Raw genomic sequence first — 22,465 nt, 5'->3', positions numbered from 1 at the left:
CTGACGCACTACGCCAGCCCGCGCTGCGCGGCCGCCACGGCCGCCGTGCGGGTTTCCACCCCGAGCTTCTCGTAGATGTGTTCGAGATGCTTGTTGACGGTGCGCGGGCTCATGCCGAGGATCTCGGCCACGTCGCGGTTGGTCTTGCCGCGCGCCACCCAGACCATCACCTCGGCCTCGCGCGGCGTCAGTTCCGATGGCGGCGCGCTCGTGGCCGCGTGCACCGGATGCGCGGCGAGTTCCACCACCATCACGCCCGCCGTCGCGCCTGTCAGCCGGCGCAGGGACAACCCGCCCGGCAGCAAGCCCGGCGCGGCCACATCCTCCTGCAGCGCCCGCAGCGCTGCCACCAGCGGCGCCGGCAACGGCGCGCCGGGCAGGCAGGCCACCCAGCCCTGCGCCTGCATCAAGGCCGCGGCGCTGGTGTTCATCCACATCAGCTGGCCAGCGGTATCGGCCGCCAGCATCGCCACCGCGCTGCCCAGCACGGCCGCGCGCGCGCTGCGCGCCAGGCGCGCCTTGGCGGCATGCGAGCGCACCCGCGCCACCACCTCGGCAATCGCCACCGGCTTGGTCACGTAGTCGCACGCGCCCACCTCGAATCCGCGCACGATATGCCCGGTCTCGCCCAGCCCTGTCATGAAGATCACCGGCAGGTCGGCATGGCGGTCCATCAGCGCCGCGCAGGTGGCAAAGCCGTCCATGCCCGGCATGTCCACGTCGAGCAGCACCGCGTCGGGCTCGAAGAGCGCCAGCGCATCGAGCGCGGCGTCGCCGCTGTGCGCGGCATGCACCGCCATGGCCTCGCCGCCCAGGGCGCGCGTGAGGAAGCCGCGCGCGTCGGCATTGTCGTCCACCACCAGTACGCGGGTCTGCAGGTCAGGAGCGGGATTCATGAAGCGCCTCGCCAAGTGAGTGAGTCAGTGCAGCGCCATCGCTGCGTGCCAGTGCAAGCATGCGGGCCGCCCATGCGGCGGCAGCGTCCGCGCCTTCGGCCAGCTCGGAAAGCTGCGCCTCCAGCGCGCGCTGCCGCCCGGTGGCGCCGAGCAGCAGCAGCTCGCGCAGCAGCTCGGCCGATGGCAGCGCGTGTACGGCGGCGGCCTTGCTCTCATGCTGCACCGCGCTCGCCAGCGCGCGCCGGACCACCTCGATCAGTTCCACCTCGCGCACCGGCTTGCTGACGAAAGCAAAATAGCCGTGCGTGGCACGCGCTTCCTCGGTGTTCTCGTGCGCATTGGCGGAGACGATCACGACCAGCGGCGGACGTTCCCGCGCGCGCAGCAGGCGGCACAGGTCCCAGCCGGACGCATCGGGCAGGTTGAGGTCCAGCAGCACCAGTTGCGGCCGCAAGCGCTGCACCGCCGGCAGTACCGCCGCGCCCTCCCCCACCTCATCCACCGCCAGCCCCAGCGGCGCCAGGAAGCCGAGCAGCACCGCGCGATGCGCGGCGCGGTCGTCCACCACCAGCACCCGCGCATCGGCCGGCAGGCGGGTGCGCTGCGCGGGCACCCGGCGCGCCACCGGCGCCGTCACGGCGGGCAGGTACAGCCGTGCCGTGAACTCGCTGCCGGCACCGGACGCGCTGCGCACGCGGATCTCGCCGCCCATCAGGTCGGCCAGCAGCCGCACGATGGCCAGCCCCAGGCCGATGCCGTCGCGGTCGTCGTGGCCACAGGCCCGCTCGAACGGGTCGAAGATGCGCTCCTGGTCGGCCGCGTCGATGCCCGGACCGGTATCGCTCACCACGATGGTGGCCATCTCGCGCTGGTGGCGCACGGCGAGCGTCACCGCACCCTGCTCCGTGAACTTGATGGCGTTGCTGACCAGATTGATGACGATCTGCCGCAGCCGCTTGGGATCGCCGTGCACGTACGCAGGCAGCACGCCTTCCACGCGGTAATGGAAGGCCAGCCCGCGCGCCGCGGCAAGCGGGCGGAACATGCGCACCAGTTCATCGAACAGGCCTTCCAGCGCCAAGGCTTCCTGCGCCAGGCGCAGCTTGCCGGCCTCGATGCGCGACAGTTCCAGCAGGCCATCGACCAGACTGGAGAGATGCTCGCCGGCACGCCCGATGGTGCGTACGTCTTCGCGCAATGCCGGCGGCAGCGGCCCCGCGCGCAACAGCAGTTGCGAATAGCCGAGGATCGAATTCAGCCCCGCGCGCATCTCGTGGCTCATGCCGGTGATGAAGCGGCTCTTGGCCACGTTGGCCTTCTCCGCGACTTCCTTCGCGCCCTGCAGCAAGGCATCGGTATGGCGGTGCGCGTCGATTTCCTTTTGCAGCAGCATGTTCTGCCGCTCCGATTCTTCCTGCGCCACGCCCCGGCTTTCGTTGGCCAGCACCAGCCACCACGCCGCCACCGCCGCGAACAGCAGCAACCCGGCAAAGATCTTGAGGAACAGCCCGGCGCGCGGCAACGTGGCCGCCGCCAGCGCGCCCGACAATTGCTCCTGCGTGTACAGCAGCCACAGGAAGGTGCCGAACACGAACACCATGCCCGCCAGCACCAGGCAGAACTGGCCGATGCGGCGCGCCATCACCGGCGGCGTGCCGGCCGGCAGCACGCGCGTGAGCGCGGTGACGATCTGCTCCTGCGCGCTGGCGCCGGGCTTGCAGCGGTCGCCGCAGCGCGCGTCCAGCGTGCAGCACAGCGAGCAGATCGGGCCGCGATACGCGGGGCAAGCTGCTACGTCCTCCACTTCGAAGGGATTGCGGCAGATGGTGCAGCGGACCACCTTGTGCCGCGGGCCGAAGTCCACCGGCGAGCGCGCGATGAAATAGCGGCTCTGGGTAGCGAAGGCGATCACCGGCGGGATCACGATGGCCAGCACCAGCCCCACCCCGATCGAAGCCGGCCGCAGCGTCTCGCCGAACGCGCCCAGGTGCACCAGCATCGATCCCGCCGACGCCAGCATCATCGCGCCGAAGCCGGCAGGGTTGATATCGAACAGGTAAGCGCGGCGGAACTCGATGGTGCGCGGCGACAGCCCGAGCGGCTTGCTGATGACCAGGTCGCCGACAATGGCGCCGACCCACGCCACGGCCAGGTGCGCGTAGAGCGCCAGCACCTGCTCCAGCGCCTCGAACACGCCCATGGCCATCAGCATCACCGCGATCAGCACATTGAAGGCCAGCCACACCACCCGGCCCGGATGGCTGTGCGTGAGCCGTGCGAACACGTTCGACCATGCCAGCGAGCCGGCGTAGGCGTTGGTGATGTTGATCTTGGTTTGCGAGAGCAACACGAAGAGGCCGGTCAGCACCACCGCCGCCCAGCCCGGCCACGCACCCCCGAGCGCGCGCGAGAAGCCCGCCAGGTACATCTGGGTGGGCTCCAGCGCGTGTGCGATCGGCACCTCGGCCTGCAGCGCGACGAAGGCGAGAAGCGCACCGCCCGCCATCTTGGCCGCGCCCAGCACGATCCATCCGGGCCCGGCGGCGATCAGCGCGCTCCACCAGCGCCAGCGGTTGCGCGGCGTGAGTTCCGGCATGAAGCGCAGGAAATCCACCTGCTCGCCGATCTGCGCGATCAGCGCGGACGTGACCGTGGCCGCGGCGCCGAAGGCGTGCCACGAGAAGCCGTCGCCTTCCGCCAGCCGCCCGTTGAAGGAAAGGAAATCGGTGTAGAGCCCGGGCTCGCGCCACCAGATCACCGCATACGGCAGCACCAGCAGCAATAGCCACAGCGGCTGCGTCCACAGCTGGATGCGCGAGATCAGCGTCACCCCGTGCGTGACCAGCGGGATCACCACGATGGCCGACAGCAGATAGCCCAATGATCGCGGCAGCCCGAACAACAGTTCAAAGGCCTGCGCCATGATGGCCGCTTCCAGCGCGAAAAAGATAAACGTGAAGCTGGCGTAGATCAGCGAGGTGATGGTCGACCCGAGGTAGCCGAAGCCGGCGCCGCGCGCCAGCAGGTCCATGTCCACGCCGTGACGGGCCGCGTAATAGGAGATCGGCAGCCCGGTCAGGAAGATCGCCAGGCTGACCATGCCGATAGCCCACATGGCGTTGGTAAAGCCATAGCTCAGCGTGATGGCCGCGCCGATGGCTTCCAGCGCCAGGAAGGCCACCGCACCAAAAGCGGTATTGGCCACGCGAAAGGCGCTCCATTTGCGGAACGTCCTTGGTGCAAAACGCAGCGCGTAGTCCTCCAGCGTCTCGTCTGCCACCCAGCGGTTGTAGTCGCGCCGGATCTTGCTGATGCGCTGTACGGGCTGGCTGGCGGCTGGCATGGGGGTCGGGACTCCAGAAGACGCTCGCGTGGGTCGTGCCGGGCAGATGCAAGAGCCGTGCCGTGCACCACGATGCATCGCGGCGCGCGAATCGTAGCGCAGCCGGGCTGCGCATGCGCCTACGTTGAATGACGTATGGAAGGCGCGGTTGCACTGCACCATGATCCGGCCACAGGGTGATTCATTGCCTATCCGGCCATCGTATGCGGTCAACGTATTCGGTCAACGTGCGTGGCCAATGCCGTCCTACCTCACCACGCCTCCAAGGAGCGTCAATCATGCGTGACAAAGAAACGAACGGTTCCCCTCCCTCCCAAGATGCCGATGCCGTCTCGCCGCAGCGGCGCCGCATGATGCAGGGCCTCGCCGCGCTGCCGGCCCTGTCTCTTGCGGGCATGGCCGGCCTGAGCGGCCAGGCGCGCGCCGCGGTGCCTACCTCGGTAGCGAACACCACCAGGCTGGCCGTCACCGACACCGAAGTCACCGTGGGCCAGTTGCACTCCGCCACCGGCACCATGGCAATCTCCGAGACCGGCTCGATCCAGGCCGAACAACTGGCCATCGACCAGATCAACGCGGCGGGCGGCATCCTCGGGCGCAAGATCAAGGTCATCAAGGAAGACGGCGCCTCCGACTGGCCCACCTTCGCCGAGAAGTCCAAGAAGCTGCTGGTCAACGACCGCGTGGCGGCCGTGTTCGGCTGCTGGACCTCCGCCTCGCGCAAGGCGGTTCTGCCGATCTTCGAGAAGGAGAATGGCCTGCTCTACTACCCGACCTTCTATGAAGGGCTGGAGCAGTCGAAGAACGTCATCTACACCGGCCAGGAAGCCACGCAGCAGATCATCTGGGGCCTGGACTGGGCGGCCAGGCAGAAAGGCGCCAAGAGTTTCTTCCTGATCGGCTCGGACTACATCTGGCCACGCACTTCCAACAAGATCGCGCGCAAGCATATCGAGAACTTCCAGAAGCTCAAGGTGGTGGGCGAGGAGTACTACCCGCTTGGCCACACCAACTTCAACTCGCTGATCAACAAGATCAAGATCGCCAAGCCGGACTGCATCTACGCCATCGTGGTGGGTGGCTCCAACGTGGCCTTCTACAAGCAGCTCAAGGCCGCTGGCATTACGGCGGACAAGCAATTCCTGCTGACCATCTCGGTGACCGAGGATGAAGTGCTCGGCATCGGCGGCGAGAACATCGCCGGTTTCTACGCCGCCATGAAGTACTTTCAGTCGCTCGACAATCCCAACAACAAGTCTTTCGTGGATGCCTTCAAGAGCAAGTACGGCGGGAAGTCGGTGATCGGCGACGTCACGCAGGCGGCCTATCTCGGCCCCTGGCTGTGGAAGGCCGCGGTGGAGAAAGCGGGCAGCTTCGATATCGACAAGGTGGTGGCCTCCTCCCCCGGCATCGAGCTGAAGACCGCGCCGGAGGGCTATGTGAAGGTCGACCCCAACCACCACCTGTGGAGCAAGACGCGCGTGGGCCTGGCGCAGCTCGACGGGCAGTTCAAGGTGGTAGCCGAATCGCCTTCGCTGATTCCGCCCAATCCGTTCCCGAAGGGCTACCAGTAAGCGGGTTGACTGACCACCGGTTTGCCCCCCTCTCCCCAACCCTCTGCTCCCGAGGGGAGAGGGAGCAAGCACCGTCGGGCATCGCAAGCGGCACTGGCGCTTCTCGCCAGCTTCGATTTGCGCTGCCGGCACCCTTTCTTCTCCCCGATGGAGGAGCGCGACATGAATCTATCCGACATGCTGAATATCGGCCTGATGCAGGGCTTTGCCGGCCTGAGCCTGTTCTCGGTACTGCTGCTGATGGCGCTGGGCCTGGCCATCATCTTCGGCCAGATGGGCGTGATCAACATGGCGCATGGCGAGTTCATGACCATCGGCGCCTACACCATCTTCCTGGCGTCCACGCTGACCGAGCGCCTCGCGCCGTCGTGGATGCCCTTCTACTTTCCTCTGGCCATCGGCGCCGCTTTTGCGCTGGCGTTCTGTGCCGGCTGGCTGGCCGAGTGGGCACTGATCCGCCATCTCTATCGCCGCCCGCTCGACACATTGCTCGCCACCTGGGGCCTGTCGCTGGGCATGCAGCAAACCTTCCGCTCCACCTTCGGCCCGAAGGAGGTCAGCCCCACGCTGCCCGAATGGCTGATGGGCTCGTGGGCGCCGGCGCCGGGGCTGGATATCCCCATCAACGGCATGTTCGTGATGGCGCTGACACTGTTCGTCACGGGCATGGTGTGGCTGGCGCTGTATCGCTCGCGCTGGGGGCTGCGGGTACGCGCCACCACCCTTAACCGCGCCATGGCCAACGCGGCCGGCATCAATACGCGGCGAACCGACCGGCTCACCTTCGCGATCGGCTGCGGCATCGCCGGCGTGGCGGGGGCGGCCTTCACCACCATCGGCTCCACCGGCCCCACCAGCGGCTCGCTCTACATCGTCGACTCCTTCCTGGTGGTCACCTTCGGCGGCGCGGCCAGCCTGCTCGGCACGGTGGCATCGGCATTCGGCATTGCCCAGGCGCAATCGATCAGCGAGTTCTTCCTCACCGGGTCGATGGCGCGCGTGCTGACGCTGCTGCTGATCGTGACGATCCTGATGATCCGTCCGCAAGGCCTGTTCGCGCCGGCAGTGCGGCGCTGAAGACGCCGCTGCGCCGCCACTCACCAAACCTGCACAGGAGCTTGTGATGTCGCCCTCCTCTTCCACCGCCCGCCTGTTGCGCGGCGAATTCGCCGGCTACCTTGTGCTGGCCGTGGCGCTCCTTGTCGTCATGCCGCTGGCGCTCGACGTGTTCCGGCTCAACCTGATCGGCAAGTACCTGAGCTACGCCTTCGTCGCCATTGGCCTGGTCATGCTGTGGGGCTACGGCGGCGTGCTGAGCCTTGGCCAGGGCGTGTTCTTCGGCCTGGGCGGCTACGCCATGGCGATGTTCCTCAAACTCGAAGCGTCCGACGCGAAGAGCACCGCGATCCAGTCCACGCCCGGCATCCCCGACTTCATGGACTGGAACCAGCTCACCGCGCTGCCGTGGTGGTGGGAGCCGTTCCGCCACCTGCCATTTGCGCTGGCCGGCGTGATCGCGATTCCGGTGGCGCTGGCCTTTATCGTCAGCTTCGCCATGTTCCGCCGGCGCGTGGGCGGGGTGTACTTCGCCATCATCACGCAGGCGGTGGCGCTGATCCTCTCGGTGCTGATCATCGGCCAACAGGGCTATACCGGCGGCGTCAACGGCATCACCGACCTCAAGACCATGCTGGGCTGGGACATCCGCAGCGACGGCGCCAAAGTGATCCTGTACTTCGCCAACGTGGCGCTGCTGTTCGGCGCCATCGCCGTGTGCCGCGGGATCCAGCGCAGCAAGCTCGGCGTGCTGTTGCTGGCGATGCGCGACAAGGAAGACCGCGTGCGCTTCTCCGGCTACGACGTGGCCATGTTCAAGGTCTTCGTGTTCTGCCTGGCCGCCGCGCTGTCGGCGGTGGGCGGTGCGCTGTTCACGCTGCAGGTGGGCTTTATGTCACCGTCCTTCGTCGGCATCGTGCCCTCCATCGAAATGGTGATCTTTGCCGCCGTGGGCGGGCGCATGAGCCTGGTGGGCGCGGTGTGGGGCACGCTGCTGGTCAATTTCGGCAAGACGTATTTCTCCGAGAGCTTTCCCGACCTGTGGCTGTTCCTGATGGCGGCGCTGTTCATCGGCGTGGTGGTGGCCTTTCCCGACGGGCTGGCCGGCCTCTACAGCAAGTACATGTCGCGCCGCCGGACCATCGGCAGCCCGTCCGATCCCGCCGACCCGGCTGTGGAGGCGACTTCGCCCGCAGTACCGACGCCGCCCGCCGAAGGGATTCCCGGCCGTACCGCCTGAAGCCATCCGTCCAAAGCGAGGAAGACGCCATGAGCAATACCGATTTCATGCTGGCGGTGGAAGACCTGACCGTTTCCTTCGACGGCTTCCGGGCCATCGACAAGCTCACGCTGTATGTCGATCGCGACGAGCTGCGCGTGATCATCGGCCCCAACGGCGCCGGCAAGACCACGCTGCTCGATCTCGTGTGCGGCAAGACCCGCGCCACCGGCGGCAGTATCAAGTTCCGCAACCGCGAGATGACCGGCCTGCCCGAATACCAGATCGTGCGCGCCGGGGTGGGCCGCAAGTTCCAGACTCCTTCGATCTACGAGAACCTCAGCGTGTTCCAGAACCTCGCGGTTTCGTTCCCGCGCGGCCGTGGCGTGCTGGGCGCGCTCACGTTCCGCACCACGCCCGAGGTGCGCCAGCGCGTGGCCGGCGTGGCCGACGAGATCGGCCTGGCCGATGCGCTGGAGCGCGAGGCCGCGCAACTCTCGCACGGGCAGAAACAATGGCTGGAGATCGGCATGCTGCTGATGCAGGAGCCACAACTGCTGATGCTCGACGAGCCCATCGCCGGCATGAGCGTGCGCGAGCGCGAGCAGACCGCGGAACTGCTCAAGCGCATCAGCCGCGGCCGCGCGGTGATCGTGATCGAGCACGACATGGATTTCGTCAAGCGCATCGCCGACAAGGTCACGGTGATGCACCAGGGCAAGATCCTCGCCGAAGGCTCGATGGAGCAGGTGCAGAACGATCCGCGCGTGATCGACGTTTATCTTGGCCACTGAGCCCAGGGAGACCAGCATGCTCACAGTCGACAACGTGGTCGTGAACTACGGACAAAGCGAAGCGCTGCACGGCGTGTCGTTCGCTGCCGCGCAAGGCGAGACGGTAGCCATCATGGGCCGCAACGGCATGGGAAAGACCACGCTGTTCAAGGCCATGATCGGCATGTTGCCGGTGCGCTCCGGACAGGTCTGCGTGGACGGGCGAGACGTCGCGCAGGACGAAAGCTACAGGCGCGTGCGCGCGGGCCTGGCCTATGTGCCGCAGGGCCGCATGATCTTCTCCCACCTCACGGTGGAAGAGAACATCCTGACCGGCATGGAGCAAGGCAAGAGCCGCCGCATCCCCGAGGAAATCTTCGCCATGTTCCCGGTGCTGTTCGAGATGCGCCGGCGCAAGGGCGGCAACCTCTCCGGGGGGCAGCAGCAGCAACTGGCGATAGCGCGCGCGCTGGTGGCCAATCCCAAGGTGCTGCTGCTGGACGAACCCACCGAGGGCATCCAGCCATCGATCATCAAGGACATCGCACGCGCGCTCAACGAGATCCGCCGCACGCGCGATATCACTATCGTCTTCTCCGAGCAGGTGCTCAGCTTCGCGCTCGATGTGGCGGACCGCCTGCTGGTGATCGAAGGCGGCCGCTTCGTGCACGAGACCCAGCGCAACGGCACCGACGTCGAGCGCATCCGGCAATTGCTTTCGGTCTAGCCGGCAGCGCCTTTTTTTCGATTTCTTCCACGATTTCTTCACGCCCAACACCCACCAGGAGGCATGTCATGACGGACACCCTGATCAAGGTCGATCTGGCCGAATCCCCGTACGAGAATCCCAATGTCCACAACCGCTGGCACCCGGACATCCCGATGGCCGCATGGGTCAGGCCCGGCGACGACTTCATCCTGGAAACCTACGACTGGACCGGCGGCTTCATCAAGAACAACGACTCCGCCGACGACGTGCGCGACATCGACCTGTCCATCGTTCACTTCCTGAGCGGCCCCGTCGGCGTGGAAGGCGCCGAGCCCGGCGACCTGCTGGTGGTGGACCTGCTCGACATCGGTGCCAAGGCGGAGAGCCAGTGGGGCTTCAATGGTTTCTTCTCCAAGCAAAACGGCGGCGGCTTCCTGACCGACCACTTCCCGCTCGCGCAGAAATCCATCTGGGATTTCCACGGTCTCTACACGTCGTCGCGCCATATACCCGGCGTCAACTTCGCCGGCCTGATCCACCCTGGGCTGATCGGCTGCATGCCGGACAAATCGCTGCTGGAGACCTGGAACAAACGCGAGATCGACTTCATCGCCACCGACCCCGATCGCGTGCCGGCGCTGGCCAACCCGCCCTTCGCCGCCACGGCGCACATGGGCCGCCTGCAGGGCGATGCGCGCGACCAGGCCGCGGCGCACGGCGCACGCACCGTGCCGCCGCGCGAACATGGCGGCAACTGCGACATCAAGGACCTCTCGCGCGGCGCCAAGGTGTATTTCCCCGTCTATGTCGACGGCGCTGGCCTGTCGGTTGGCGACCTGCACTTCTCGCAAGGCGATGGCGAAATCACCTTCTGCGGCGCCATCGAAATGGCCGGCTGGGTGCATATGCGCGTGTCCCTGATCAAGGGCGGCATGGCCAAGTACGGCATCAGGAATCCCATCTTCAAACCCAGCCCGATCACGCCGAACTACAACGACTACCTGATCTTCGAAGGCATCTCGGTGGACGAGGCCGGCCAGCAGCATTACCTGGATGTGCATGTGGCTTACCGCCAGGCCTGCCTGAACGCCATCGAGTACATGACCAGGTTCGGCTACTCGCGGGCGCAGGCGTACTCGATCCTGGGCACGGCGCCGGTGCAGGGGCATATCAGCGGCGTGGTCGATGTTCCCAATGCCTGCGCCACGCTGTGGCTGCCGACTCAGATCTTCGATTTCGATATCCGGCCGAGCGCGCAAGGGCCCGTGAAGCACATCACGGGCGATGTGGACCTGCCGATTTCGCCGGACGTTTGACGGCACTGCCGGGCGTGCCCTCGCACCACGGCGCGCCCGGGAACATTCGAGACACGGAGACTGCCAGATGCCAACCTACGATTACCGCTGCCCGGGCTGCGGCGATTTCGCCGCCATGCGTCCCATCGCGCGACGCGACGAACCATGCGCCTGCCCTGCCTGCGGCGGCTTCGCCGACCGCGCCCTGGTTGCCGCGCCATCGCTGGCCAGCATGCCGGCGGCATCGCGCCGGGCGCATGCCATCAACGAGCGCAGCGCCGCCGCGCCGCGCGAATCGGCGCGCGGCGGGCATGGGCCGGGTTGTGGTTGCTGTGGGAGCAAGGTGACGCTGGCCGGGGCGCCCGGCGCGGCGGCGAATGCGCCGAAAGGAAAGCCGGCCGGACGGCCCTGGATGATCAGCCACTAGGCATGCTTTTGGCTGCTGGCTGCCCCGGCGCTGGCCGATCGCGGCCATGTGATGGAGGCAGGCCGCGTGGTGGCGAACGGTCCCGCCGGCGCGCTGGCGCAGGCTTGCCTCGGCGGCCACGAGGCCATCCGGCGATCCGGCGGGCGTCCCGCCACAAGGCGAATCAGCCTGCTGGCCGCGCCTCGCCGTCGAACAGATGCAGGAAGCGATCGAGGATCAGCAAGTGGTCCTCGAACATCTGCTCCTCCAGCGCCAGCAGTTCGTGCTGCGGCACCCAGCGCACCGCGGCCGCGTCGTCGGCCGCGGCCACCGCGGGCAGCGCATCGAGCGTCAGGTCGAAGAAGAAGGCGTGGGTCAGCGTGCGTCCGCGCAGGCTGCGCTCGGGGTGATCGAACAGCGCCTGGGCGCGGCACGATTGCTGCAGCGCCGCCTTCGGCAAGCCGAAGCGCGTTTCCTCGTCGAGTTCACGCAGGACCGCATCCGCCACGCGTTCATGCTGATCGAGGAAGCCGCCGGGCAGCGCCCATGCGCCACGGCCCGGCTGTCCGCCACGGCGGATCAGCAGCACCTGGCCACAGCAGCGCACCACGGCATCCACGGTCACGAACACCGGCGGATAGGGCGCGGCTGCCCACCGCATCTTGTGGTCCTGCAGGAAGCGATATTCCGCCAGCAAGGTCGCGAAGGCCCCGCCCGCGGCAAACTCGCGCAGGAAGGCGGCAACCGGCGGCGGCAGTACATGCACCAGTTCGCCCAGTTCGCCCTGCTGCTCGAACCACTGCTGGCGCACGTCGGCCGCATTGAACTGCCCGAAGCCTGGCTGCGGCACCAGGTCCCAGCCGGGAAAGTCATTGAGATAACCCGAAGACGCGCCCTTGAAATGCCCGAACAGGCCGACGCGCGGGGCATCTTGCGCAGCCGCCGCCAATGCCGGCTGGACGTCCGGCACGGCGTCCACTGCCGCGCGCACCGCAGCCGTCCAGCGCACGCTCTCGCCATAGTCCCGCACCGCCACGAAGCGCAGATCGGCAACACGCGCGGCATCCCATCCGGCCACCGCGCCCTCGATCATCTGGCGGCGCTCGCCGGCGGTGAACGGATTTTTCACGGTACGGGCCCCGCCCGCCGAACCCAGCACCACGATCACCGTGCGGGCCTGTGCCAGCGCCTGGCGCAGCATGGCGAAATGGCCATTGTGGAAGGGCTCGAAACGGCCGATATAGACCAGGTATCCGAAAGGCTCTGGTCTTGTCTGCTTTGTCTGGTTTGTCTGGCTCGGCTGGTTCATCGATACGTCATGCAGGTCATTTCAGCTCGCAGCACATGCACAGCGGCAACGTCCCCTCCTGGCGCCGGAACTCGCGCGAGGCGCGCACTTCGGGCGCCAGGCGATCCGCCGAGATCAGAGAGAACCCGTAGCGGGCAAAGTAGCTTGGGCAAGTGGCGCTCAGCAGCACGGCGCGCGTACAGCCGTTGGCGCGCGCGCGCATCAGCACGGCGGAAACCATATGGGAGGCGATGCCATGATCGCGGTAGGGCGGCAGCACGGCGACCGAACGCACGACAATGGTTTCCCCATAGCCTTCGGCGGCGGCGCAACCGACGATCGCGCCGTCGAGCAGGGCAATATGGAACAACGCCAGCGAGGGATCGAGATCGTCGCTGGCGAGGCCACAGGTTTCAAGGACTTCCGCGATCGCCGGCCAATCGGCCGGTTGTGCGACGCGAAGACGCAGATCTCTTGTCATTGCATTTATCTCCCCGCCACGCACGATGGCGGAGGTTGTCATGGATGGACTGCGTTGACTTCACACTACATGATTCGGGCGACATGTTCCAGCCGGGCAAACGGCATAACGCGTATCTGATTCGCCGAATGCGGCGCTCGTTTGTGTGCGTCATGCCGGGAGAGACAGGGGGAGCGGATCCTGAGCCGGCGCGCGGAGGTTGCGCTTCTGCGCGCGCGGCATGGATGCCTGAAGGGACTTCCGCGGGTTTTGGGAATTGCTTCCGGCGAGTTCGACCGGACCGTCGGCAATCGCCTTCCGGTGGAACCCGATATCAACAGAAAAAACAAAAGCCCTGAAAAATCAGGGCCTTGCTGGAGGCGGGGGAACGGAATCGAACCGCCGTGTACGGCTTTGCAGACCGTAGCATAACCACTCTGCCACCCCGCCGCTGCCGGGATGCCTCGATTGGCATCCGCTACAGTGCGGGGCGCAGTGTAGCCGGAAATAAAAAACTCTGCACGGCACCCGACCGGCCGGCTTTCAGCGCGAAAGAATCGACATGGTGATTCGCGAGACGCACACCGTCTTGCCTTCGTCGTTGCGAATGTCGATGGCCCACACATGGGTGGTGCGGCCGATATGGACCGGGGTGGCGGTGCCGGTCACATAGCCGGTTCGCGCCGCGCGCACATGGTTCGCATTGATATCGAGCCCTACGCAGTATTGCGTTGCGCTATCCAGGCACAGGCTGGCGGCGCAACTGCCCAGCGTCTCGGCCAGCAGCACCGAAGCCCCGCCATGCAGGATGCCATGCGGCTGCACGGTGCGGCGGTCCACCGGCATGCGCGCACTGAGCGACGCCTCGCCGATCTCGGTGAACTCGATACCCAGTTGCTCGACGGCGGTGTCCTTGTGACGGGCCTGGAGGTCTTTCAGGGACGGGGTCGATTTCCACAGCATGCACGGTCTCCGATGTTGTTTGTCCCGCATTCTAAGGCACCAGTCCATAGGGGTTCACGTGGCCCGTCTTGCCCGGAAAACACGGGCCCGGCGGGTTGTGGCCGGCGCGGCGCCGGCCACGGCAACGCGATCTCCAATTCCCCAACGCATTTGAGACAATGCGCCGTCGCGGTTAAGCGTTAAACTGACATGCGTTGTATGGTCAACATGCACTTAAAATCACTTTAAAGGCAGGGACGGCCGCGCACGTGACAAAGACCAATGCCCGGCATGGCGGCACCAAGCCGCGCCGGCGGCGTTTAATTATCGGGATTCTCAATCCAGCCTGGATTTCAACAAGAGCTCCATGACGTCGTTTACGTATGATGCTGTGCTAGCGGACGAGCCTCCTGGATGGCCAGCATCCGACCGGAGCACGCCCTCGTCGGCCGATGTATCGGCGCGCGACGCCTGGGCGCTGCTCGAAGCCACAGGCGGACTTGCCCTGCAAATCGATGTCACGGGCTACATCATGCTGGCAACGGAAGCATCGGCTCAGTTGCTGGCCTTTCCCCGGGAATACCTGCTCAAGTCCTCGATACTGGATGTGGTCTCGTTCGAACAACGCGAACAGCTCGCCGAGCTGCTCCTGGCCTGCGAACAAGAGGGTTCCTGGCAGCGCGGCCGGATCCGGTTCTCCGGCGGGGTGGGCGAAAGCCGATGGCTGGACCTCCGGGTCTGCCGGTACGCAAATGAAGACGGCGGTGTTTGTCTGTTGTTGTTTGGCTACGACATTACGCACTGGGTTGACAATGAACAGCGACTTATCGAGGCATCCTTTCGCGACCCATTGACCGGCGTGGGCAACCGCGCATTCCTGCGCGAGCGCATTTCCGCTTACTTTGCCGAAGACGGAACGGGAAAGACGCCGTTTGCGGTCGCCTTGATGGACCTCGATGGGTTCAAGAAGGTGAATGACTCGCTGGGCCATGAATTCGGCGATGCCTTGCTAAAGCAAGTCAGCGTGCGGCTGCTGGACGCCGTTCGCCCCAAGGATGTGGTCGCGCGGCTGGGCGGCGACGAGTTTGTGCTGCTATTGGACGGGATCGCATCGGAAGCGGCGGCCATCGGCCTGGTTGAAAGAGTGATACATGCCTGCAGGCAGCCCTTTCATCTCGCAGGCTGCCAGATCCGTGTCACCACCAGCCTCGGACTGACCTTCGGCACGCACGCCCATCAGTCCGAGTCGCAACTGCTCAAGCGCGCTGACCTCGCCATGTATGACGCAAAGGCGCAGGGCAAGAACCGCTATTGCGTCTACACGCCGGAGCTTGAGCATCGCCTGGATGAACAGTTCCGGATAGAGCAGGGCATGTTCGAGGCCGTCCAGAACGGCGAGTTCCTTCTCCACTATCAGCCCATCGTGTGGCCCGGTTCAGGCGAGGTCTGCGCAGTCGAGGCGCTGATGCGATGGGAGCACCCGACGGGGCCAGTCCCCCCGAGCGTGTTTATCCCGGTTGCGGAGCATAACGGCCTCATCAACCACCTTGGGGCATGGGCCCTTCGCTGCGCCTGCGCGCAGCTGGCAAGCTGGGATGCGCTGGGCCTGCATGTGGGATATATATCCGTCAACGTCTCGCCGGTTCAGTTCAGGCACCCGGGATTCGCGGATAGCGTCAGAAGGGCGATCAAGGACGCTGGCATCAGTTCGCACCGGCTGGTCCTGGAGATCACGGAAGGCGCACTGATGACCGACCCCGAAGCGGCCCAGGACTTGCTGATGGAGCTGCGCGCCCTGGGAGTCCGGTTCGCGGTGGACGACTTCGGGACGGGCTATTCCAGCTTGTCTTACCTTCGCCGCTTCCCGCTCTCGGCTTTGAAGATCGACAGGAGCTTCGTCGCGGACATGATGGACTCGCCGCACGCCAGGACCATTGTGTTTGCCGTGTTGTCCCTGGCGCGGGAACTCGGGCTGGTCGCCATCGCGGAAGGCGTGGAATCAAAGGAGCAAAGCCAGTTGCTGGCCGAACAAGGGTGTGAGCTGGTACAGGGGTGGCGCTACGCAAAGGCAATGAGCCCGGTCCAGTTCGTGAAACAAACGCAAAGCGGAAAGCTGCGCCTTGGCAGCTCGCAAGTATTCTCGAAGTAGACGCCGCTATGCAAAACAAGCAGTTCTTCGATGCGCTATGGAACCGGATGGCCCAGCAAGGGGATTTCCCCACGCTACAGTTCTGCATCGACAACGTATTCAAGACGCTGAGCAGCGATATCAGCGTCGGCGAGATGGCCGCTGCCGTGCTCTCCGACTTCAGCCTGTCGCAAAAGGTCATTCGCCTGGCCAACTCCGCCATGTACCGCTCTTTCGGGGGCGAGGTCACGACGGTGTCGCGCGCCATCCTGGTCCTGGGCGTCGATGCGATCAGCCATCTCACGCTGGGGGTCCAGTTGCTGGACTATTTCTCCGGCGTGGCAATCAACCGCCCCCAGGCCTCCCACGAGCTAAAGCAGGCCCTGATCGCAGGCGAGCTCACGCGCTCGCTCAGCAACGCGCAAGGCATCGGACAGGCCGAGGAGGCCGTCGTTTGCACGCTGATGCACCACATGAGCCGCCTTCTCCTCATCTTCTACTTTCCTGAAGAATGGGAACAGATCCGGGCCTTGTGCGAGGGAGATGCCATGCAGGAAAGCGAAGCCTGCCAGCGAGTCCTTGACGTGACCCTGGAGGATATCGCGGAGGCGGCGGCCATTAAATGGCGCCTGCCCGCCGTGATCGCGAACTCGATGCTGCGCAAGCGCTTCGATGCGGATTCCGTACTGGAATCCCATGCCGACTGGCTGGGCGCCATCGCCGACGTTTCCGCCCGGGCCGCCGCAATGCTCGCCAGCGATGCGCCCGAGGCAGCCGTCCAGGCCTTGCTCCTGACTCACGCGGAGGCGCTGGGCCTGCAAACCGCCGCGGTCGAAGGCGCGGTGAAGCAGGCCCTGGCATTGAACGTGTCCATGGCACATGCGGAGTCCCCGGATACAGACGATGCGGGCGATGCGAACCCTCCCCGGAACGCAGGCAAGCCCAAGGATGCGCTCAAGCGGCTCCAGCAGAGTCTCCTTGAGGTACAGCGCGAGGGCAGCGGACTGCCGGTATCCGAACTGGCTCCGCTGGTGCTCGAATCGGCCATGCGGGCGCTGAATTTCTCGCACTGTTTTCTCATGCTGCTCAATCCGATGGCGAAACGCTTTGGGGCGCGCGTCGGATTTGGCGAAGGCATGCGCGAGAAGATGGAGGCGCTATCGTTTGAAGAGGGATTTGTCCCCGATATCTTTCACTTCGCGGCCATCGCGCACAAGCCCCTGCTCTTCGAAGACTCCTTCGACAAGGAATTGGCACACCGCGTGCCGCGCTGGTATCGCGAGCAGATGCCCGATGCCAGGTCCATCCTGGTGGCGCCCGTGATGATCAAGAACCGCTGTGTCGCGATGATCTGCGGAGACTGGGGCACGACGGTTTGCGCGGGCGGACTGTCCGACGATGAAATGGAATCGTTCGATCTTCTGACGCGGGAAATCTCGTCGAGCTTTCTCCGCTCTGCCGAACACCGGTAGCCCTGGAGCGCGCGGGCGAGCGCGCGCCGCGCCGCCGCGACGTTGGTGGATACCAAAGTAGGCAACTCACCGATAGCGCGCGGCGGGTGCCGAGGCCATGCTGGACGCAGTATCTGAACATGGCTGGCAAGGCGCGCCACATCGGGCGCGCGCCCTTGCGTTGCCGCCAACATGGAAGCGCACTTGCAAATGCCGGCGATGCCACCGGCCCGGCCAGGCAGTCCTGGCCATGCCGGGCGGCGCGGCTTGCCTCCCTTACTCCACCGTGACCGACTTGGCCAGGTTGCGCGGCTTGTCCACATCAGTGCCGCGGGCGCAGGCCGTGTGGTAGGCCAGCAGTTGCAGCGGCACCACGTGCAGGATCGGCGAGAGGTCGCCGTAGTGCTCGGGCAGGCGGATCACCTGGATGCCATCGGTGGACTGGATGTGGGTGTCGCTGTCGGCGAACACATACAGCCGGCCGCCACGGGCGCGCACTTCCTGGATGTTGGACTTGAGCTTTTCCAGCAGGGCGTCGTTGGGCGCCACCGTGACCACGGGCATGGCCTCGGTCACCAGCGCCAGCGGGCCATGCTTGAGTTCGCCGGCGGGATAAGCCTCGGCATGAATGTAGGAGATTTCCTTGAGCTTGAGCGCGCCTTCGAGGGCAATCGGGTAATGCAGGCCACGGCCCAGGAACAGCGCGTTCTCGCGGCGCGCGAAGTCTTCGGACCAGGAGATGATCTGCGGCTCCAGCGCCAGCACGCCGTGCAGCGCCACAGGGAGGTGGCGCAGGTTGGCCAGTGCGGCGGCCTCGGCCTCGGCCGTGAGCTTGCCGCGCACCTTGGCCAGCGCCAGCGTCAGCATGTACAGCGCGGCGAGCTGGGTGGTGAAGGCCTTGGTCGAGGCCACGCCGATCTCGGTGCCGGCGCGGGTGAGGAAGCGCAACTCGGTCTCGCGCACCATGGCGCTTGTGGCGACGTTGCATACCGCCAGCGTGTGGGTGTGGCCCAGCGACTTGGCATGGCGCAGCGCGGCCATGGTGTCGGCGGTTTCGCCGGACTGCGAGATCACCACGACCAGCGCACGCGGGTTCGGCACGGTCTCGCGGTAGCGGTACTCGCTCGCCACCTCGACCTGGGTCGGGATCTTGGCGACGGATTCGAGCCAGTACTTGGCGGTGCAGCCCGAGTAGTAGCTGGTACCGCAGGCCAGGATCAGCACGTTGTCGATTTCGCTGAACACGCTTTGCGCATTGGCGCCGAAGAGTTCCGGCGTGATGGCTTCGATGCCTTCCAGCGTGTCGCCGAGCGCGCGCGGCTGCTCGAAGATCTCCTTTTGCATGAAGTGGCGGTACGGGCCCAGTTCCACGGCAGCGGCGTGGGTTTCGACCACGCGCACTTCCCGCTCGACCAGGTGGTCGTGCACGTCGTGGATCGTGGCGCCCTCGCGGGTGATCTCCACCACGTCGCCTTCTTCCAGATAGATGATGCGGTTGGCGGTGCCCGCCACGGCCAGCGCGTCGGAAGCCAGGAACGACTCGTTGTCGCCCAGCGCCACCACCAGCGGCGAACCGGCGCGGGCGCCGACCACGCGCTCAGGGTGATCCTTGGAGAACACGGCGATGGCGTAAGCGCCGTGCAGGCGCTTGGTCACCGCGCGCACCGAGGCGAACAGGTCGCCGCGCGTGGCGCTGCTCGGATATGTGTAGACCTGGTGGATCAGGTGGGCGACGACCTCGGTATCGGTCTGCGACTCGAAACCATAGCCGGCGGCGCGCAGCTCTTCGCGCAGCGGCTCGTAGTTCTCAATGATGCCGTTGTGCACCAGTGCGATGGTTTCGCCCGAGAAGTGCGGGTGGGCATTGGTGGTGTCGGGCTTGCCGTGCGTGGCCCAGCGCGTGTGCGCCACGCCGGTCAGGCCGGACAGGCCGGACGCGCGGGTCTGCTCGTCCAGGTCGGCCACGCGCGACACCGTGCGGGCGCGTTCGAGCGCGCCATCGCGCACCACCGCCACGCCGCAAGAGTCATAGCCGCGGTATTCGAGGCGACGCAGGCCTTCGATCAGGACCGGAACGATATTGCGCGAGGAAACCGCGCCGACGATGCCGCACATATTCTTCTCCCACGGGGTGCGGACACGGCCGCACCGGATGATTGCTGCGAGGACGGCGGCGCCGTCGCCCGAGGATTGCCCGTGCCGCCCGCCCTTATCCGGGCAGGTCGGCGGCGGGACTCATTTTTTTGCTTGCTTGACCGGCCGCTGCCAGGCATCGATGGTCATTTGCTTGGCGCGCGACAGCGTCAGCTTGTCGGCCGCCGCTTCCTTGGTCAGCGTGGTGCCGGCGCCAATGGTGGCTCCGCGGCGCACGGTCACCGGGGCGACCAGTTGCGTGTCGGAGCCGATAAAGACATCGTCCTCGATCACGGTGCGGAACTTGTTGGCCCCATCATAGTTGCAGGTGATGGTGCCGGCGCCAATATTGACGCGCGAGCCAACTGTGGCGTCGCCCACATAGGCAAGGTGATTGGCCTTGCTGTGCGCCGCGATCTGGCTGTTCTTGACCTCGACGAAGTTGCCGATATGCACGTCCTCGGCCAGCACCGTGCCGGGGCGCAGGCGCGCGTACGGGCCGATGCGGCCTTCCGCGCCGACGCTGGCATCCTCGAAATGACAGAACGGTTGCACCCGTGCGCCGGCACCCACGGTGCTGTTGCGAATCACGCAGTTGGCGCCGATATGCGCGCCGTCTTCGAGGTGCACCCGCCCCTCGAACACGCAATTGACATCGATCGTGACGTCGCGCCCGCAGGTGAGTTCGCCGCGGATATCGATCCGCGCCGGGTCCAGCAGCGTCACGCCGGCTTCCAGCAGCCGCTGCGCCAGGTTGCGCTGGTGGATACGCTCGAGCTCGGCGAGTTGCACCTTGCTGTTGACGCCAAGTGTTTCCCACAGCGCGGCGGGCTGTGCCGAGACCACCTCGACGCCGTCCGCGACCGCGCGCTCGACGGTATCGGTAAGGTAATACTCGCCCTGGGCGTTGTCATTGCGCAACGTGGACAGCCAGCGGCGCAGGTGGCCAGTGGGCGCCAGGATGATGCCGGTATTGATCTCACGGATGGCGCGCTGTTGCTCGCTGGCATCCTTTTGCTCGACGATGCGCACGATGCGGCCGTCTTCGCGCACGATTCGGCCGTAGCCGGCGGGATCATCCATCTCTACGGTCAGGATGCCGAAGCGCCCGTTGCCGGCCTCGGCCACCAGGCGCTGCAGCGTGGACGGCTCGGTCAGCGGCACGTCGCCATAAAGCACCAGCGTGGGCTGGCTGTCATCGAGCAGCGGCAGCGCCTGCGCCACGGCGTGACCGGTTCCCAGCTGCTCGGCCTGCAGGGCGAAGGCGACGTCTTCCGCGCCAACGGCTTCGCGCACGCGCTCGGCGCCGTGTCCCACCACCACCACAAGCCGCGTCGGCAACAATTTGCGCGCCGTATCAATCACATGCGCGAGCAATGGCCGGCCAGCGAGAGGATGCAGTACCTTGGGCAACGCGGAGTTCATCCGTTTGCCCATGCCTGCAGCGAGAATGACGATATTCACAAGGAGGGTCCTAAGTGAGTGTGTCCAAAAACCCGTTTGAAGCGCTCCCCCGCGATGGCCGGGGACGCGTAGCGTCGGCCAGGGTCCTGGCCCCAGCCCCGGTGCGCGGGGTAACGCCTGCGGCGACCCGGAATGGCGGGCGCGAACAGGCACCCAAACGCGCGGAAAAGGATTCTATCATGGGCGTTTTACGCCGTTTGACGACGTTTCCCCACCTGCGCGGGGACCGGATCCGGCGCCTCTTCCTGGCCACGGCCGTGCTCGCCCTGACGGCCTGCAGCGCCATGAAACTGGGCTACCAGCAGGGCGACCGGCTGGCCTACTGGTGGATCGACAACTACGTCGACGTAACCGCCAGCCAGGAACCGCTGACGCGCGATGCCATCGCCCGCTTCTTTGCCTGGCACCGCAAGGACCAGTTGCCCGAGATCGCCGGATTGCTGCGGCAGGCCAAAAGCGAAGTGCAGCAACCGGTATCCGCCGCGGCAGTGGGCAAGATCCAGGACGACGCCCAGCGGCTGGCGCGCGTAGCGTTCGACCGCTCCACGCCCGACGTGGCCGACCTGTTGCTGACGCTGACCCCGGACCAGATTGCCCGCATGGAGAAGAAATTCGCCGATGCCAACGCCAAGTACCGCAAGGAATACCTGCGCCCGGACCCGGCGGCGCGCGAAGAGGCCCGCTTCGACAAGATAATGGACTACGCGCGGCTGGTCTACGGGCGCTTTTCAAGTGACCAGGAAGCCGCCATCCGGCGCGCCATGGCTCCGGTGGTGCAAGGCGCCGAGGCGCGCTACGCCGAACGCCTCAAGCGCCAGCAGGAATGGCTGGCGCTGGTGCGGCAGGTGCAGGCCGAGCATCCGCCCAAGGCCCAGGTGGTCGAGATGCTCAAGCGCTATGGCGATCACTGGCAGAACCCGCCGACCAGGGAGCGCAATGCGCGTCATGACGCCAATAACGAGGCTGGACTGGCGTTGACTGTCACTATTGCCAACCTGACAACGCCGGAGCAGAAGGCACATGCGGTGGAGCGGTTTCAGAAATGGATTGATGATGCCAATGCGTTGATGCGTGATGGGGGCAATACTGTGGCTGCGCCTCGGCCGGCTCGGGCGGAGAATTGATTTTTTGGGGGGCCTTTTTGTAACTCGTTAACTGCTTAACTTCAACTTCAACTTCAACTTCAAAAGCCTAAAGTCAAAGGCAGTTTCACCTCCCCTGCGGGGAGGCGACCTACTTTCTTGTCTTGCCAAGAAAGTAGGCAAAGAAGGCGCGCCGGATGGGGCGACACCCCCTCGGGATCCGGCGAAAAGAGCGGCCGGGACCCA

General features: G+C 65.8%; 17 protein-coding genes and 1 tRNA gene. 10 read left to right on the top strand and 8 right to left on the bottom strand.

Annotated elements, in window-relative coordinates; genetic code table 11:
* Window positions 1-8: 8 nt before the first annotated feature.
* The gene (locus AC1DS6_RS28195) at window positions 9-896 is read right to left on the bottom strand and encodes a response regulator (RefSeq protein WP_441630655.1); all 888 of its coding nucleotides are present in this window, start codon (window positions 894-896) and stop codon (window positions 9-11) included.
* Window positions 880-4,239, bottom strand: coding sequence for a hybrid sensor histidine kinase/response regulator (locus tag AC1DS6_RS28190; RefSeq protein WP_477103634.1), 3,360 nt, complete (start codon window positions 4,237-4,239; stop codon window positions 880-882). The genes AC1DS6_RS28195 and AC1DS6_RS28190 overlap by 17 nt, the downstream gene beginning before the upstream one ends.
* Before the next feature lie 278 nt (window positions 4,240-4,517).
* Between AC1DS6_RS28190 and urtA the strand changes: the two genes are divergently transcribed.
* From urtA to AC1DS6_RS28155, 7 genes are all read left to right on the top strand, one after another.
* Window positions 4,518-5,813, top strand: a complete 1,296-nt coding sequence (gene urtA, locus AC1DS6_RS28185) for an urea ABC transporter substrate-binding protein (RefSeq protein WP_441635650.1) — start codon at window positions 4,518-4,520, stop codon at window positions 5,811-5,813.
* 162 nt (window positions 5,814-5,975) lie between these two features.
* Window positions 5,976-6,890 carry an urea ABC transporter permease subunit UrtB gene (urtB, locus tag AC1DS6_RS28180; protein WP_441635652.1) on the top strand — a complete coding sequence of 305 codons (915 nt, stop codon included), beginning with the start codon at window positions 5,976-5,978 and terminating at the stop codon, window positions 6,888-6,890.
* Window positions 6,891-6,936: 46 nt separating this feature from the next.
* Complete coding sequence (urtC, locus tag AC1DS6_RS28175) at window positions 6,937-8,109, top strand: urea ABC transporter permease subunit UrtC (protein ID WP_441635654.1); 1,173 nt, start codon at window positions 6,937-6,939, stop codon at window positions 8,107-8,109.
* A 29-nt stretch (window positions 8,110-8,138) separates the two neighbouring features.
* The gene (urtD, locus tag AC1DS6_RS28170; protein ID WP_441635656.1) at window positions 8,139-8,882 is read left to right on the top strand and encodes an urea ABC transporter ATP-binding protein UrtD; all 744 of its coding nucleotides are present in this window, start codon (window positions 8,139-8,141) and stop codon (window positions 8,880-8,882) included.
* Window positions 8,883-8,898: 16 nt separating this feature from the next.
* Entirely contained in the window at window positions 8,899-9,588 is a 690-nt protein-coding gene (gene urtE / locus AC1DS6_RS28165) for an urea ABC transporter ATP-binding subunit UrtE (protein ID WP_276287593.1), read from the top strand.
* A 68-nt stretch (window positions 9,589-9,656) separates the two neighbouring features.
* Entirely contained in the window at window positions 9,657-10,886 is a 1,230-nt protein-coding gene (gene fmdA / locus AC1DS6_RS28160; protein WP_035869950.1) for a formamidase, read from the top strand.
* Window positions 10,887-10,953: 67 nt separating this feature from the next.
* Window positions 10,954-11,292 (top strand): FmdB family zinc ribbon protein, encoded by a 339-nt coding sequence (locus AC1DS6_RS28155; RefSeq protein WP_441635659.1) that lies wholly within the window; start codon window positions 10,954-10,956, stop codon window positions 11,290-11,292.
* A gap of 163 nt (window positions 11,293-11,455) precedes the next feature.
* On the opposite strand, the gene AC1DS6_RS28150 is transcribed toward AC1DS6_RS28155, so the two are convergent.
* The 4 genes from AC1DS6_RS28150 to AC1DS6_RS28135 all read right to left on the bottom strand — a co-directional run bounded on the left by AC1DS6_RS28150 (window position 11,456) and on the right by AC1DS6_RS28135 (window position 13,982).
* Window positions 11,456-12,580 carry a bifunctional nicotinamide-nucleotide adenylyltransferase/Nudix hydroxylase gene (locus AC1DS6_RS28150; RefSeq protein ID WP_441635661.1) on the bottom strand — a complete coding sequence of 375 codons (1,125 nt, stop codon included), beginning with the start codon at window positions 12,578-12,580 and terminating at the stop codon, window positions 11,456-11,458.
* Between the two features lie 16 nt (window positions 12,581-12,596).
* Window positions 12,597-13,040 carry a GNAT family N-acetyltransferase gene (locus AC1DS6_RS28145; RefSeq protein WP_441635662.1) on the bottom strand — a complete coding sequence of 148 codons (444 nt, stop codon included), beginning with the start codon at window positions 13,038-13,040 and terminating at the stop codon, window positions 12,597-12,599.
* Between the two features lie 354 nt (window positions 13,041-13,394).
* Window positions 13,395-13,469: transfer RNA gene (locus AC1DS6_RS28140), tRNA-Cys, on the bottom strand.
* A gap of 93 nt (window positions 13,470-13,562) precedes the next feature.
* Window positions 13,563-13,982: a hotdog fold thioesterase gene (locus tag AC1DS6_RS28135; protein ID WP_045236150.1), complete on the bottom strand. Its 420-nt coding sequence runs from the start codon at window positions 13,980-13,982 to the stop codon at window positions 13,563-13,565.
* 346 nt (window positions 13,983-14,328) lie between these two features.
* On the opposite strand from AC1DS6_RS28135, the gene AC1DS6_RS28130 reads away from it, so the two are divergent.
* Both AC1DS6_RS28130 and AC1DS6_RS28125 read left to right on the top strand, forming a co-directional pair.
* Window positions 14,329-16,110 carry a putative bifunctional diguanylate cyclase/phosphodiesterase gene (locus AC1DS6_RS28130; RefSeq protein WP_441635664.1) on the top strand — a complete coding sequence of 594 codons (1,782 nt, stop codon included), beginning with the start codon at window positions 14,329-14,331 and terminating at the stop codon, window positions 16,108-16,110.
* Between the two features lie 8 nt (window positions 16,111-16,118).
* Window positions 16,119-17,561 carry an HDOD domain-containing protein gene (locus AC1DS6_RS28125; protein WP_441635666.1) on the top strand — a complete coding sequence of 481 codons (1,443 nt, stop codon included), beginning with the start codon at window positions 16,119-16,121 and terminating at the stop codon, window positions 17,559-17,561.
* A 255-nt stretch (window positions 17,562-17,816) separates the two neighbouring features.
* On the opposite strand, the gene glmS is transcribed toward AC1DS6_RS28125, so the two are convergent.
* Together glmS and glmU are read right to left on the bottom strand one after the other, a co-directional pair.
* Window positions 17,817-19,655, bottom strand: a complete 1,839-nt coding sequence (glmS, locus tag AC1DS6_RS28120; RefSeq protein ID WP_441635668.1) for a glutamine--fructose-6-phosphate transaminase (isomerizing) — start codon at window positions 19,653-19,655, stop codon at window positions 17,817-17,819.
* A gap of 120 nt (window positions 19,656-19,775) precedes the next feature.
* Window positions 19,776-21,137 carry a bifunctional UDP-N-acetylglucosamine diphosphorylase/glucosamine-1-phosphate N-acetyltransferase GlmU gene (glmU, locus tag AC1DS6_RS28115; protein WP_441635669.1) on the bottom strand — a complete coding sequence of 454 codons (1,362 nt, stop codon included), beginning with the start codon at window positions 21,135-21,137 and terminating at the stop codon, window positions 19,776-19,778.
* Between the two features lie 179 nt (window positions 21,138-21,316).
* On the opposite strand from glmU, the gene AC1DS6_RS28110 reads away from it, so the two are divergent.
* Complete coding sequence (locus tag AC1DS6_RS28110; RefSeq protein WP_441635671.1) at window positions 21,317-22,261, top strand: DUF6279 family lipoprotein; 945 nt, start codon at window positions 21,317-21,319, stop codon at window positions 22,259-22,261.
* Window positions 22,262-22,465 lie beyond the last annotated feature (204 nt).

It is taken from the genome of Cupriavidus sp. 05L310 (genome assembly GCF_056398185.1).
The sequence above is the reverse complement of the archived record's forward strand: the minus strand, read 5'-3'. Positions and strand labels throughout refer to the sequence as shown.